The 13,003-nt window shown below is 45.6% G+C and carries 24 protein-coding genes; all 24 read left to right on the forward strand.

All coding sequences use genetic code 11. The annotated features are described in order from the left end of the window. The first annotated feature begins 24 nt into the window (after positions 1-24). The 24 genes from rplN (at position 25) to rpsI (ending at position 12,988) form a co-directional block, all read left to right on the forward strand. Entirely contained in the window at positions 25-393 is a 369-nt protein-coding gene (rplN, locus tag FC20_RS05625) for a 50S ribosomal protein L14 (RefSeq protein WP_002878195.1), read from the forward strand. A gap of 16 nt (positions 394-409) precedes the next feature. Next, on the forward strand, positions 410-637 hold the full coding sequence (gene rplX / locus FC20_RS05630; RefSeq protein ID WP_008460125.1) for a 50S ribosomal protein L24: 228 nt from the start codon (positions 410-412) through the stop codon (positions 635-637). A 19-nt stretch (positions 638-656) separates the two neighbouring features. After that, the gene (rplE, locus tag FC20_RS05635) at positions 657-1,199 is read left to right on the forward strand and encodes a 50S ribosomal protein L5 (protein WP_008460127.1); all 543 of its coding nucleotides are present in this window, start codon (positions 657-659) and stop codon (positions 1,197-1,199) included. A 14-nt stretch (positions 1,200-1,213) separates the two neighbouring features. After that, positions 1,214-1,399: a type Z 30S ribosomal protein S14 gene (locus FC20_RS10060; protein WP_002878192.1), complete on the forward strand. Its 186-nt coding sequence runs from the start codon at positions 1,214-1,216 to the stop codon at positions 1,397-1,399. Positions 1,400-1,421: 22 nt separating this feature from the next. Further along, positions 1,422-1,820, forward strand: coding sequence for a 30S ribosomal protein S8 (gene rpsH / locus FC20_RS05640; protein ID WP_008460128.1), 399 nt, complete (start codon positions 1,422-1,424; stop codon positions 1,818-1,820). Between the two features lie 24 nt (positions 1,821-1,844). Continuing rightward, positions 1,845-2,375, forward strand: a complete 531-nt coding sequence (gene rplF, locus FC20_RS05645) for a 50S ribosomal protein L6 (protein ID WP_008460129.1) — start codon at positions 1,845-1,847, stop codon at positions 2,373-2,375. Positions 2,376-2,401: 26 nt separating this feature from the next. Continuing rightward, entirely contained in the window at positions 2,402-2,761 is a 360-nt protein-coding gene (gene rplR / locus FC20_RS05650) for a 50S ribosomal protein L18 (protein ID WP_008460130.1), read from the forward strand. A 16-nt stretch (positions 2,762-2,777) separates the two neighbouring features. Beyond that, a complete protein-coding gene (rpsE, locus tag FC20_RS05655; RefSeq protein WP_008460131.1) occupies positions 2,778-3,290 on the forward strand; it encodes a 30S ribosomal protein S5 in 513 nt (170 codons plus the stop codon). An 11-nt stretch (positions 3,291-3,301) separates the two neighbouring features. Further along, complete coding sequence (rpmD, locus tag FC20_RS05660) at positions 3,302-3,487, forward strand: 50S ribosomal protein L30 (protein WP_002878183.1); 186 nt, start codon at positions 3,302-3,304, stop codon at positions 3,485-3,487. Between the two features lie 20 nt (positions 3,488-3,507). Further along, positions 3,508-3,948, forward strand: a complete 441-nt coding sequence (gene rplO / locus FC20_RS05665; RefSeq protein WP_008460132.1) for a 50S ribosomal protein L15 — start codon at positions 3,508-3,510, stop codon at positions 3,946-3,948. After that, complete coding sequence (secY, locus tag FC20_RS05670; RefSeq protein ID WP_008460133.1) at positions 3,948-5,243, forward strand: preprotein translocase subunit SecY; 1,296 nt, start codon at positions 3,948-3,950, stop codon at positions 5,241-5,243. The genes rplO and secY overlap by 1 nt, the downstream gene beginning before the upstream one ends. A gap of 10 nt (positions 5,244-5,253) precedes the next feature. Then, the gene (locus tag FC20_RS05675; RefSeq protein WP_008460134.1) at positions 5,254-5,907 is read left to right on the forward strand and encodes an adenylate kinase; all 654 of its coding nucleotides are present in this window, start codon (positions 5,254-5,256) and stop codon (positions 5,905-5,907) included. Positions 5,908-5,984: 77 nt separating this feature from the next. After that, on the forward strand, positions 5,985-6,206 hold the full coding sequence (gene infA, locus FC20_RS05680; RefSeq protein WP_002878178.1) for a translation initiation factor IF-1: 222 nt from the start codon (positions 5,985-5,987) through the stop codon (positions 6,204-6,206). Between the two features lie 14 nt (positions 6,207-6,220). Continuing rightward, positions 6,221-6,337: a 50S ribosomal protein L36 gene (gene rpmJ / locus FC20_RS10065; RefSeq protein WP_002878160.1), complete on the forward strand. Its 117-nt coding sequence runs from the start codon at positions 6,221-6,223 to the stop codon at positions 6,335-6,337. A gap of 25 nt (positions 6,338-6,362) precedes the next feature. Continuing rightward, positions 6,363-6,713, forward strand: a complete 351-nt coding sequence (rpsM, locus tag FC20_RS05685) for a 30S ribosomal protein S13 (RefSeq protein ID WP_008460169.1) — start codon at positions 6,363-6,365, stop codon at positions 6,711-6,713. Between the two features lie 27 nt (positions 6,714-6,740). Next, on the forward strand, positions 6,741-7,130 hold the full coding sequence (gene rpsK, locus FC20_RS05690) for a 30S ribosomal protein S11 (protein WP_008460170.1): 390 nt from the start codon (positions 6,741-6,743) through the stop codon (positions 7,128-7,130). A 43-nt stretch (positions 7,131-7,173) separates the two neighbouring features. Further along, positions 7,174-8,112: a DNA-directed RNA polymerase subunit alpha gene (locus tag FC20_RS05695; RefSeq protein ID WP_008460171.1), complete on the forward strand. Its 939-nt coding sequence runs from the start codon at positions 7,174-7,176 to the stop codon at positions 8,110-8,112. Between the two features lie 23 nt (positions 8,113-8,135). Next, entirely contained in the window at positions 8,136-8,519 is a 384-nt protein-coding gene (rplQ, locus tag FC20_RS05700) for a 50S ribosomal protein L17 (RefSeq protein ID WP_008460172.1), read from the forward strand. Positions 8,520-8,721: 202 nt separating this feature from the next. After that, a complete protein-coding gene (locus FC20_RS05705) occupies positions 8,722-9,570 on the forward strand; it encodes an energy-coupling factor ABC transporter ATP-binding protein (protein ID WP_008460174.1) in 849 nt (282 codons plus the stop codon). Further along, positions 9,546-10,406, forward strand: a complete 861-nt coding sequence (locus FC20_RS05710; protein ID WP_008460175.1) for an energy-coupling factor transporter ATPase — start codon at positions 9,546-9,548, stop codon at positions 10,404-10,406. The genes FC20_RS05705 and FC20_RS05710 overlap by 25 nt, the downstream gene beginning before the upstream one ends. Continuing rightward, positions 10,399-11,196, forward strand: coding sequence for an energy-coupling factor transporter transmembrane component T family protein (locus tag FC20_RS05715; RefSeq protein ID WP_008460178.1), 798 nt, complete (start codon positions 10,399-10,401; stop codon positions 11,194-11,196). Before FC20_RS05710 ends, FC20_RS05715 begins: the two co-directional genes overlap by 8 nt. A gap of 49 nt (positions 11,197-11,245) precedes the next feature. After that, a complete protein-coding gene (gene truA / locus FC20_RS05720; protein ID WP_008460182.1) occupies positions 11,246-12,031 on the forward strand; it encodes a tRNA pseudouridine(38-40) synthase TruA in 786 nt (261 codons plus the stop codon). A gap of 105 nt (positions 12,032-12,136) precedes the next feature. Continuing rightward, positions 12,137-12,580, forward strand: a complete 444-nt coding sequence (gene rplM, locus FC20_RS05725; RefSeq protein ID WP_008460184.1) for a 50S ribosomal protein L13 — start codon at positions 12,137-12,139, stop codon at positions 12,578-12,580. Between the two features lie 12 nt (positions 12,581-12,592). Continuing rightward, the gene (rpsI, locus tag FC20_RS05730) at positions 12,593-12,988 is read left to right on the forward strand and encodes a 30S ribosomal protein S9 (protein WP_008460185.1); all 396 of its coding nucleotides are present in this window, start codon (positions 12,593-12,595) and stop codon (positions 12,986-12,988) included. Positions 12,989-13,003 lie beyond the last annotated feature (15 nt).

Below are 13,003 nucleotides of genomic sequence, written 5' to 3' on the forward strand. Positions count from 1 at the left end.
GATTAGCTAAGGGAGGATTTAATAGTGATTCAAACTGAAACTCGTTTGAAGGTAGCTGACAACTCCGGTGCACGTGAATTGCTTGTTATCCGCGTTATGGGCGGATCAAAGCGCAAGACCGGTAACATCGGTGACATCGTTGTCGCAGCTGTTAAACAAGCAACGCCAGGTGGTGTTGTAAAGAAGGGTGACGTCGTTAAGGCTGTTATCGTTAGAACCAAGTCAGGCGCTCGTCGTGAAGACGGTTCATACATCAAGTTTGACGAAAACGCAGCTGTTATTATCAACGCCGACAAGAGCCCTCGTGGTACTCGTATTTTCGGGCCAGTTGCACGTGAACTCCGTGAAGGGGACTTCATGAAGATCGTTTCACTTGCCCCTGAAGTATTGTAAAAGGAGAGTTGCGCGAATGTTCGTTAAAACTGGTGACAAGGTAAAAGTTATTGCCGGCTCAGAAAAAGGCAAGGAAGGCACTGTCCTTTCTGTAAACGTTAAGAAGAACCGCGTTGTCGTTAAGGGCGTGAACATGATCAAGAAGGCTACCAAGGCTTCTCAAGCTTCAAACGGTGGCGTTATTGAAACTGAAGGTTCAATCCACGCTTCTAACGTTAAGGTTATCGAAAGTAAGAAAGATTAATTAGGGAAGGAGGACACTAATGGCTAACAGTTTAGTAACTAAGTACAACGAAGAAATCGCTCCTGCAATGACTAAGAAGTTCAACTACACTTCAAGCATGCAAGTGCCAAAGATCGACAAGATCGTTTTGAACATGGGTGTTGGTGACGCCGTTGCCAACGCTAAGAACTTGGACGAAGCAGTTGAAGAATTGACTTTGATCTCAGGTCAAAAGCCACTCATCACTAAGGCTAAGAAGTCAATCGCCAACTTCCGTTTGCGTGAAGGTATGTCTATCGGTGCTAAGGTAACCCTTAGAGGCGACAGAATGTACGACTTCTTGAGCAAGCTGATCAACGTATCTCTTCCACGTGTTCGTGACTTCCGTGGTGTTTCAACTCGTTCATTTGACGGCCGGGGTAACTACACTTTGGGTGTTAAGGAACAATTGATCTTCCCAGAAATCGACTTTGATAAGGTTAACCGCACTAGAGGTTTGGATATCGTTATCGTAACTACTGCTCAAACTGATGAAGAAGCTCGTGAACTTTTGACTCAATTTGGCATGCCATTTGCTAAGTAATCTGGAGGACATACATGGCTAAGACATCACAAAAGGTAAGAAATCACCGTCCAGCAAAGTTCTCATCACGTGAATACACTCGTTGCGAACGTTGTGGTCGGCCACACTCTGTTTACCGTAAGTTTGGTTTGTGCCGCATTTGCTTGAAGGAATTGGGACACAAGGGTCAAATCCCTGGTCTTAAGAAGGCTAGCTGGTAAATCGGTAAGGAGGATAGCATAGATGGTATTGACTGATCCAATCGCAGACTTTTTGACTAGAATCAGAAACGCCAATATGGCAAAGCACGATTCAGTAGAAATTCCTGCATCAAACATTAAGAAGTCACTTTCAGAAATTTTGAAGCAAGAAGGCTTCATCCGTGACTACGAAGTAACTGAAGATGGCAAGCAAGGCGTAATCAAGGTCTTCTTGAAGTACGGTCCTAACGGCGAACGCGTTATCTCCGGCTTGAAGCGGATCTCAAAGCCAGGTTTGAGAAACTACGTTTCAGCAGACAACCTGCCAAAGGTTCTTAACGGCTTAGGTATCGCTATTGTTTCAACTTCAGCTGGTATCCTTACCGACAAGGAAGCTAGAGAAAAGAACGTCGGCGGCGAAGTTATCGCTTACGTTTGGTAATTCTGACAGGAAGGAGAACAATTAATGAGCCGTATTGGTTTAAAAGCAATTAAAGTCCCTGAAAGTGTCACTGTTACCAAGAATGGTAATGAAATTACTGTTAAGGGCCCAAAGGGTGAATTGACTAGATCATTTGACCCACGCATCACTTTTGAACAAGCTGATGGTGAAATCCACTTCAGCCGTTCAAACGAAAACGACAAGGCTATTCACGGTACTGAAAGAGCTAACTTGGCTAACATGATCGAAGGCGTTGTAAATGGCTACAAGAAGAGCCTGAAGCTTATCGGTGTTGGTTACCGTGCAGTTGCTAAGAACAACGTATTGACTTTGAACGTTGGCTACTCACACCCAGTTGAAATGAAGGCACCAGAAGGTGTTACTGTTACTGCAACTTCAGCAACTGACGTGACTGTAGAAGGCATTTCAAAGCAAGTAGTCGGCCAATTTGCTGCGGAAATTCGTGACGTACGTCCACCAGAACCATACAAGGGTAAGGGGATCCGTTACGTTGACGAATTTGTACGTCGCAAGGAAGGTAAGACTGGTAAGTAATAGAAAATAAATTTTGAGGTGAAATTGTGATTTCAAAACCAGATAAAAACAAGTTGCGTTTAAAGCGCCACAGACGTGTTCGCGGTAAGATTTCTGGTACTGCAGAGCGCCCACGCTTGAGTGTTTTCCGTTCAAACACTAACATCTACGCTCAATTAATTGATGACGTAGCGGGTGTAACGCTCGCAAGTGCCTCAAGTTTGGATAAGTCCGTTTCAAAGGAAGCTACCAAGGTAGAACAAGCTCAAGCAGTTGGTAAGGCAATTGCTGAAGCTGGTAAGGCCAAGGGTATCACTGAAGTAGTCTTCGACAGAGGTGGTTACATCTACCACGGTCGTGTAGAAGCTTTGGCTGACGCTGCTCGTGAAAACGGCTTAGAATTCTAGGAAAGGAGATTAACACATGGCAAACCGCAACGATTCAAGAAATCGTAGAAACAAGGACGACATCGAAGACCAATTGGTTGCTATCAACCGGATTACCAAGGTTGTTAAGGGTGGTCGCCGTCAAAGATTTGCTGCCTTAGTTGTCGTTGGTGACAAGAAGGGTCATGTTGGCTTTGGTACTGGTAAGGCAACTGAAGTTCCAGAAGCTATCCGTAAAGCAGTCGAAGCCGGCAAGAAGAACATGATCTCAGTTCCAACTGTTGGTACTACTATTCCTCACGAAGTACATGGCCACTATGGTTCAGGTAACGTATTGCTTAAGCCAGCTGAAGCCGGTTCAGGTATTGCTGCTGGTGGTGCTGTACGTATCGTTATGGATATGGCTGGTGTCGGTGACGTTACTTCCAAGTCTTTGGGTTCAAACACTCCAATCAACGTTATTCGTGCCACTATCGATGGTTTGAAGCAGTTGAAGACTCGCGAAGATGTTCTTAAGCTTCGTGAATCAGCAAAGAGCTTGCAAGATTAGGGAGATTATAGATGACAGATTTAAAGATTACTTTAATTAGAAGTGTTGCCCACCGTCTGCCTGAACAAAGAAAAGTTGTTAAAGCTCTCGGCTTAGGCAAGATTAACAGTACTGTTGTCCAACCAGACAACGCTGCTACTCGTGGCGCGCTGATGAAAATCGCTCACTTAATTTCTGTAGAAGAAGTTAACAAATAAATCAAGGAGGGTATTAGTTAATGAAACTCAACGAATTACACCCATCCGAAGGTTCACGTCACGCTAGAAAGCGTGTCGGCCGTGGTACTTCAAGTGGTTACGGTAAGACTTCAGGTCGTGGTCAAAAGGGTCAACACGCTCGTTCAGGCGGTAACACTCGCTTAGGTTTTGAAGGTGGTCAAATGCCATTGTTCAGAACTATGCCTAAGCGTGGTTTCAAGAACATCAACCGCAAGGAATACGCAATCGTAAACCTTGCAGATCTTGCTAAGTTTGAAGAAGGCAGCGTAGTTGACTTCGAAAGCTTAAAGGCAAAGGGATTAGTTAAGAAGCAATTGTCAGGCGTTAAGGTTCTTGGCAATGGCGAATTAAACGTTAAGTTGACTGTAAAGGTTAACAAGGTTTCAGAAGCTGCTAAGAGCGCTATCGAAGCAGCTGGTGGTACTGTAGAGGTGATCTAATGTTTTCAACCTTGAAGAACGCCTTCAAGGATAAGGAAATTAGAAATAAGCTTTTCTATACTTTGTTTATCCTTGTAATTTACCGACTCGGCGCCAACATTACAGTTCCGGGCATAAATGCGAAGGCTCTGACAACGGTTGCTAATACGGGACTTGTGTCTGTCTTAGACACGGTTTCCGGTGGTGGCTTGGATAATTATTCAATCTTCTCATTGGGTGTTTCTCCATACATCACGGCACAAATTGTTATTCAACTGCTCCAAATGGACATTGTTCCGACTCTTGTCGAATGGGGCAAGCAAGGGGAAGTTGGTCGTCGCAAGACAAATCAAGTTACCCGGTATCTTACTTTAGTTGTTGCTTTTGTCCAGAGTGTCGGGATTACTTTAGGATTTAATGCCTTATCATCCTTCGGTTTGGTTAAGACGCAAAACTGGCAAACCTACTTTGAAATCGGGATTATCATGACAGCTGGTACCTTCCTGTTAACTTGGCTGGGTGATGAAATTACCGATAAGGGTTTGGGCAACGGTGTTTCAGTAATTATCTTTGCTGGGATTATCGCTCGCCTTCCAGGCGGTCTGTACCAAGTCTACCAAGACCAAGTGATCAACAACAGTGCTAGTGATCGCTGGAAAGGGATTGCGTTCTTCGTTGCGCTTATTGTCGCAATATTATTGGTAACGAAATTCGTTACCTGGGTTGAACAAGCTGACCGTCGCATTCCGATTCAATATACCAGAAGAGCTACGGCTAGCGGATCAGAAAGTTTTCTACCATTAAAGGTTAACGTCTCCGGCGTTATTCCAGTTATCTTCGCCAGTTCGTTCATCGTTACTCCAGCCACGATCTTGATGGCTTTCCAAGGCAAGTACGGCGACACGACTTGGTATTCGGTCTTATCAAATATCTTTAGCTTGCAGACAACTCCAGGTGCAATTATCTACACCCTGTTAATTATCTTATTTACTTTCTTCTACGCCTTCGTTCAGGTAAATCCTGAGAAGCTTGCTGAAAACTTAACCAAGCAGGGTGCATATATTCCTAGCGTGTGGCCAGGCAAGGACACTGAGAAATATATGACTTCCATGTTACTTAAGCTTTCAACCGTTGGTTCCGTTTATCTGGGTTTGGTTGCTTTGCTTCCACAGCTTGCAACCAACATCTGGGACTTGCCAAGTTCAATTGGCTTGGGCGGTACCAGTCTGTTGATCGTCATTGGGGTTGTTCTGGAATTATCACGGCAAATCAATGGTCTGTTGATGAAGCGTGAATATGCCGGATTTATTAGATAGGTGAAAAAGTATGATTAATTTAATTCTTCTAGGTCTCCCAGGTGCAGGCAAGGGTACTGCATCAGAACAAATTGTTGATAAGTATCACTTAGCTCACATTTCAACTGGTGATATGTTTAGAGAAGCTATGGCCAACAAGACTCCAGTAGGCTTGGAAGCCAAGTCTTACATCGACAAAGGCAATTTGGTTCCTGATGAAGTCACTGCTAAGCTGGTTGAAGAACGTCTTGGTCAAGACGATGTTAAGAATGGTTTCATTCTTGACGGCTTCCCAAGAACGACTAAGCAAGCTGAACTGCTTGACGGGATCACCAACCGTTTGAACAAGCAATTGACTAACGTCATTGCTATCGACGTTAAGGAAGAGACTTTAATCGATCGTTTATCAGCACGGTTCATGTGCAAGAATTGCGGTGCAACTTACAACAAGTTTTCAAAGAAGCCTAAGGTCGAAGGGACTTGTGATCGCTGCGGCGGTCACGACTTCTACCAACGTGAAGACGACAAGCCTGAAGTTGTTAAGAACCGGCTGGAAGTTAACGAAAAGATGAACGCTCCACTTAAGGAGTACTATGACAAGAAGGGCTTGCTTGCCACTGTCAATGGTGAACAAGCACCTGAAAAGGTTTTTGCAGATATTGACGCCATCCTTTCTAAGGATTAAGGCCAAAAGGATTTGCAAATTTTTTCGAACGTGTTATAATTTCGAAGTATGACTGTTTTGATTGCGGAGGGGCAACTTTGGCAAAAGATGATGTCATTGAAGTAGAAGGTAAGGTAGTTGATACCTTACCTAATGCTATGTTTAAAGTCGAATTAGAGAACGGTGCCACGATTTTGGCTCACGTTTCTGGTAAGATCAGAATGCACTACATTCGCATTTTGCCAGGCGACCGGGTTACTGTGGAATTGTCTCCATACGACTTGACTAAAGGTAGAATTACGTATCGTTTTATTAAATAAAAACGGAGGCAAACATGAAGGTTAGACCATCTGTTAAACCAATGTGCGAACATTGCAAGGTTATTAAGAGACATGGTCGTGTTATGGTTATTTGCCCTGCAAATCCAAAGCACAAGCAACGTCAAGGTTAATTTTAGATAATAGGAGGTGCATTAAATGGCACGTATCGCTGGTGTTGACTTACCAAGAGATAAAAGAATTGTTGTCGCTTTAACTTACATTTACGGTATCGGTAACCACACTGCACAAGAAATCTGTGCAGCAGCTGGTGTGTCTGAAGACGTTCGTTCTAAGGACCTTACCCCAGAACAACAAGAAAAGCTTCGTGCAGAAGTTGACAAGTACCGTGTTGAAGGTGACTTGCGCCGTGAAGTAAGCATGAACATTAAGCGTCTTGTAGATATCGGTTCATACCGTGGTATCCGTCACCGTCGCGGTCTTCCAGTTCGTGGTCAAAACACCAAGAACAACGCACGTACTCGCAAGGGTGCTAAGAGAAGCCGTTAATCAAAAATAATATAAGGAGGTTTATTGATGCCTGCAAAGAAAACTGCTCGTAAGCGTCGTGTGAAGAAGCACGTTGAAAGTGGCGTTGCTCACATTCACTCAACGTTTAACAACACTTTAGTTATGATTACTGACGTTCAAGGTAACGCTGTTGCCTGGTCTTCAGCTGGTGCTTTGGGCTTCAAGGGTAGCCGTAAGTCTACTCCATTTGCTGCTCAAATGGCTGCTGAAGCTGCCGCAAAGAGCGCAATTGACCAAGGTATGAACCACGTTGAAGTATCAGTTAAGGGCCCAGGTTCTGGTCGTGAATCAGCAATCCGTGCACTTCAAGCTGCTGGTCTGGAAATCACTTCAATCCGTGACGTTACTCCAGTACCTCACAACGGTTCAAGACCACCAAAGCGTCGTCGTGTTTAATAAAATCTTACTTTGAGACGTGCGTTTTGAAAGGGGCCCAGTAATGATTGAATTTAAAAAACCAAATATTACCGTCGTGGATCAAGAAGACAGTTACGGTAAGTTTGTCGTTGAACCGCTGGAACGTGGTTTTGGTACTACCTTAGGGAATTCACTTCGTCGCGTTTTATTGACCTCTGTTCCAGGTACTGGTTTGGTGAAGGTCAAGATCGATGGTGTCTTGCACGAATTCACTACTGTTCCCGGCGTAAAAGAAGACGTGACTAAGATCATCTTGAACTTGAAGAAGCTTGAATTGAGAGCTCACACTGACGAAATCAAGACGATCGAACTTGATGTTGAAGGTCCAGCAGTTGTAACTGCTGCTGATTTAAAGGCTGACGCTGACGTGGAAGTCTTGAATCCTGACCAATGCATTTGTACCATCGCCCAAGGCGGCCACTTACACATGTGGATTGATGTCTGCAACGGTCGTGGCTATGTACCAGCTAGTGAAAACAAGACTGCTGAAATGTCCATCGGTGACATCCCAGTAGACTCACTTTTCTCACCAATCGAAAAGGTTAACTACCAAGTTGAATCAACTCGGGTTGGTAAGAGAGAAGACTTTGACAAGCTTACTCTGGAAATTTGGACTAATGGTTCAATCGCTCCGAATGACGCCCTCAACTTTGCCGCTCGTGTTTTAGTAGAACACTTCAAGGCCTTTGAGTCAGCTGACGCTGCTGCCGAAATTGGCGAAGTTATGGTAGAACAGGAAAACGACCAAAAGGAAAAGAAACTCGAAATGACTATCGAAGATCTTGACCTTTCAGTTCGTTCATACAACTGCTTGAAGCGTGCTGGCATCAACACTCTGCAAGATCTTACTGCTAAGAGCGAAGCAGAAATGATGCGGGTACGTAACCTGGGACGTAAATCATTGGAAGAAGTTAAAAATAAATTGGCAGACCTGGGTCTTTCCCTTCGTCAAGAAGACTAGTCTGTAATAAAGGAGGCACATTAATGTCATACCGTAAATTAGGTTGGGACAGTAGTCAAAGAAAAGCTATGCTCCGCGAAATGACTACCCAATTGATCATTAACGAACGCATCGTCACTACTGAAGCTCGTGCTAAGGAAGTACGTCGCACTGCTGAAAAGATGATCACTTTGGGCAAGCGTGGTGACTTAGCTGCTAGAAGAAAGGCTGCTGCATTTGTACGTGACGAAATCGCTGATATTCACGAAGAAAACGGCGAAGTAGTTGTAAAGTCAGCTCTTCAAAAGCTTTTCAGTGACGTAGCTCCTCGTTACAAGGACCGTAACGGTGGTTACACTCGGATCATGAAGCTTGCTATTCCTCGTAAGGGTGACGCAGCTCCAATGGTAGTTTTGGAATTGGTTTAATTTAACAACTACCTCAAATAAATACATTTTTTGAAATTATTCATGAAAGCGAGAATAAGCGCGATGATGATGGGGCAACCTTAGTCTAGCTTAGATGGTTTGATATCATCCCTCTTCATGGATGATTTTTTTTTGCTCTTTTTTACCTAAGCTTGTTACAATAGTAAGAAGCGAATGCGAATACAAAACAGGTGGTGACACAATGAGCGACAAGATTATTAACTTTGACCATGTGACCTTCTCTTACCCAGATACGGAAAGTCCCGCAGTCAAAGATTTATCTTTTAGTATTGAAAAGGGGAGCTGGACGGCCTTAATCGGCCATAATGGGAGCGGCAAGTCAACGGTCTCAAAATTGATTAATGGTCTGCTGGCCCCCGATGACTTGGAGAAGTCCACGATTACGGTTGACGGCGTCAAACTGGCGGCTGATACGGTCTGGGACATCCGGGAAAAGGTCGGGATCGTCTTCCAGAACCCGGACAACCAGTTCGTGGGGGCGACGGTCAGCGACGACGTGGCCTTTGGACTAGAAAACCGGGCCGTACCCCGCGAAGAGATGGTCAAAATCGTCGCTCAGGCGGTCGCAGACGTTGGGATGGCTGATTATGCCGGTGCCGAGCCAAGCAGCCTGTCAGGGGGCCAGAAACAGCGCGTAGCCATTGCTGGGATTTTGGCTGTTAAACCGAAAGTGATGATCTTGGATGAATCAACGTCAATGCTGGACCCAGAAGGCAAGCAGCAGATCCTGGACCTGGTCAGAAGAGTTAAAGAAGAAAACGACTTAACGGTCATTTCCATCACCCATGACCTCGACGAAGCGGCCTTGGCTGATCAAGTCCTGGTAATGGATGATGGGGTCTTGATCGACCAGGGTATTCCCCGGGAAATATTTGCCAAGGTGGACTTGATGGAAAAGATTGGATTGGATATTCCTTTTGTCTACCGCTTAAAGCAATTGCTGTCAGGCAAGGGGATCCAGATCCCGGAAACGGTCACGAGTGAGGAGGAGCTGGTTAAGAGCTTATGTCAATTAAATTTAAAAATGTAAGTTACATCTATAACCCAGGCTCTCCCTTAGAAGCCGTGGGCTTAGATGATCTGTCCTTTGAGCTGGAAGAGGGCAAGTTTATTGCCCTGGTTGGCCATACCGGCAGCGGCAAATCGACCCTGATGCAGCACTTTAATGCACTCTTAAAGCCAAGCAGCGGGGAAATCGAGATTGCCGGCTACAAGATTACGCCGGAAACCAGCAACAAAGGCTTAAAGGGGCTGAGACAAAAGGTAAGTCTAGTCTTCCAGTTCCCGGAAGCCCAGCTTTTTGAAAGCACGGTTTTAAGGGACATTGAGTATGGCCCCAAGAATTTCGGCTTTAGCGATGAAGAAGCTGAAAAGGTAGCTAGAAAGTGGCTAGAAAAAGTTGGTCTAAAAGCTGACGTTGCCGAAAAGTCCCCCTTTGACCTGTCAGGTGGGCAGATGCGGCGGGTCGCTATTGCCGGCGTCATGGCCTATGAGCCAGATATCATTTGTTTGGATGAACCAGCTGCCGGGCTTGACCCTCAAGGCCGGATCGAAATGATGGAGCTTTTTAAGCAGTATCAAGCCGAAGGACATACCGTCATCTTAGTTACCCACAACATGGATGACGTGGCTGATTATGCTGACGACGTTTTGGTCATGGAGCATGGGCAGCTCATCAAGCATGACGTGCCCCGGGAAGTCTTCAAGGACCGGGACTGGCTCTTTAAGCACCACCTGAGTGAACCGCACAGTTCACTTTTTGCCGACAAACTGGGAAAAGCTGGCTTCGTGATCAAGCAACCGCTGACGATTAATGAATTGGCAGATGAGATTGCGGCAAGGCTAAAGGGGGTGCCACATGAGTAAGATTATTATTGGGCGCTATCTGCCAGGCTCGACTTTTGTTTACCGGGTCGACCCCCGCGCCAAGCTTTTGACCACTTTTTACTTCATCATCATGATCTTTTTAGCCACCAATTGGCAAGGCTACCTGGCCATCACCATTTTTGGCTTGGCGGCAGTGGTGGCAACGGGTCTTAAGGCTAAGGTCTTCTGGGATGGGGTCAAGCCGATGATCTGGCTGATTCTTTTTACTGCTCTGATGCAGACCTTCTTTATGGCCGGAGGGACGACTTACTGGCACTGGTGGATCTTTACTCTGTCTAGCGAGGGGATTATTAACGGGATTTACGTTTTCCTGCGCTTCTCCTTGATTATCCTGGTGTCAACTGTGATGACAGTCACGACCAAACCACTGGAAATTGCGGACGCCATGGAGTGGATCTTGAAGCCGCTCAAGCTCTTCAAGGTTAATGTCGGCATGATCAGTCTGGTCATCTCCATTGCCCTGCGCTTTGTGCCAACCCTCTTTGACCAGACGGTCAAGATCATGAATGCGCAGCGCTCTCGCGGGGCTGACTTTAACGATGGCGGACTGATCAAGCGGGCCAAGTCAGTTGTCCCCATGTTAGTCCCACTTTTTATTGATTCTCTGGAAGTGGCGCTGGACTTATCCACAGCCATGGAGTCAAGAGGCTACAAGGGCAGCGAAGGGCGGACCCGCTACCGGATTTTAACCTGGTCAAAGGTCGATTTAGTGCCGCTTTTTTACTGCATTATCTTGACGATCTTAATGGTCACGACCAGAATGCTGTAAAAAAATATTTTTAAACACAAGATATCAACAGAAATAAACTATACCAAGAATGACAAGATACAAACTGACATTAAGCTATGATGGCCACGATTTCCACGGCTTCCAGTCTCAGCCTGGCCAAAGAACCATCCAGAGGACGGTAGAAGAGATCCTGAAGCGGATGACCAAGGGCCAGGACGTGCGCGTCTATGGGTCGGGCAGAACCGATGCTGGTGTGCATGCCGTAGGACAGGTGATCCACTTTGATTATCCTGGCCGGGAAATTCCCCCTCAAAACATGATCCGGGCACTGAATTCCCAATTGCCCATGGACATGGTCTTTACCGACTGCGCAATTGTGGATAAAGATTTCCACTCCCGCTTTTCCGTCAAGGGCAAGTGGTACCGCTATCGGGTGAGCCTGGACCACTTTGTCAATCCTTTTAAACGGTTTTATACCGGCCACTACCCATATCCGGTAGATGTGGAAAAGATGCAGATTGCGGCTAAAGACTTACTGGGGAGACATGACTTCACCAGTTTTGCGGCCAGCGGTGGACAAATTGAGGATAAGGTCCGGGACATGTACTATGTGAACGTGGCTGTGGATAAAGAGCAAAACGAAATCGTGATGGACTTTATCGCCACTGGCTTTTTGTACAACATGGTTAGAATCCTGGTGGCCACCTTGCTGGAGATCGGCAATGGCAGAAGACCGGTTCATGATCTAAAGAGGGTCATCAAGGCCAAGAACCGCCTGGAGGTTCAGCAAACTGCCCAGGCCAGTGGTCTATATCTTTACCATGTTTTTTACGACGAGGTCCCGAAAAAATACCGCCAAGACCTTGATTTATAATTGACATTTTGGTATTAAGAGCATATGATATAAGAGTATGTTTGTCCACGATAGGCCCCGGAAACTTATTGTATTCAAACTACGAATTATACGGAGGAATCTAAATTGCGTACTACACCATTAGCAAAAACTAGTGAAATTGAACGTAAGTGGTATTTGATCGACGCTACCGATGTTTCATTGGGTCGTCTTTCAACTGCTGTTGCAACTATCCTTAGAGGTAAGAACAAGCCTCAATTTACCCCAAACGTTGACACTGGTGACAACGTCATCATCGTTAACGCTTCTAAGTTGAAGCTTACTGGTAAGAAGGCCACTGACAAGATCTACTACCACCACTCAGAATGGCGTGGCGGTTTGAAGTCTGTTTCAGCCGGCGAATTGCTTGCCAACAACCCAGTTAAATTGGTTGAATTGTCAGTTAAGGGTATGCTTCCAAAGAACACTCTTGGTCACCAAGAATTCTTGAAGATGCACGTTTATGCTGGTGAAGAACACAAGCACCAAGCACAACAACCTGTAAAGTTAGACATTAACAATTTGATCTAGGAGGTAGTTTAAATGGCACAACAAGCTGCATATGCAGGTACTGGTCGTCGTAAGGACGCCGTAGCTCGCGTTCGTTTAGTACCAGGTGATGGTAAGATCACTGTTAACAACAAGGATGTTGCTGACTACATTCCATTGCCAATCTTGGTTAAAGACCTTAAGCAACCTTTGACTTTGACTGAAACTGAAGGCCAATACGACGTTCTTGTTAACGTTAACGGCGGTGGTTTCTCAGGTCAAGCCGGTGCGATCCGTCACGGTATCGCTCGTGCCCTTCTTGAAGTTGACCCAGACTTCCGTGGTCCACTGAAGAAGGCTGGCTTCTTGACTCGTGACCCAAGAATGAAGGAAAGAAAGAAGCCAGGTCTGAAGAAGGCCCGCAAGGCTTCACAATTCTCAAAGCGTTAATCTTTCGATTGCGTT

This window comes from Lactobacillus equicursoris DSM 19284 = JCM 14600 = CIP 110162 (assembly GCF_001434815.1).
GTDB lineage: Bacteria > Bacillota > Bacilli > Lactobacillales > Lactobacillaceae > Lactobacillus > Lactobacillus equicursoris.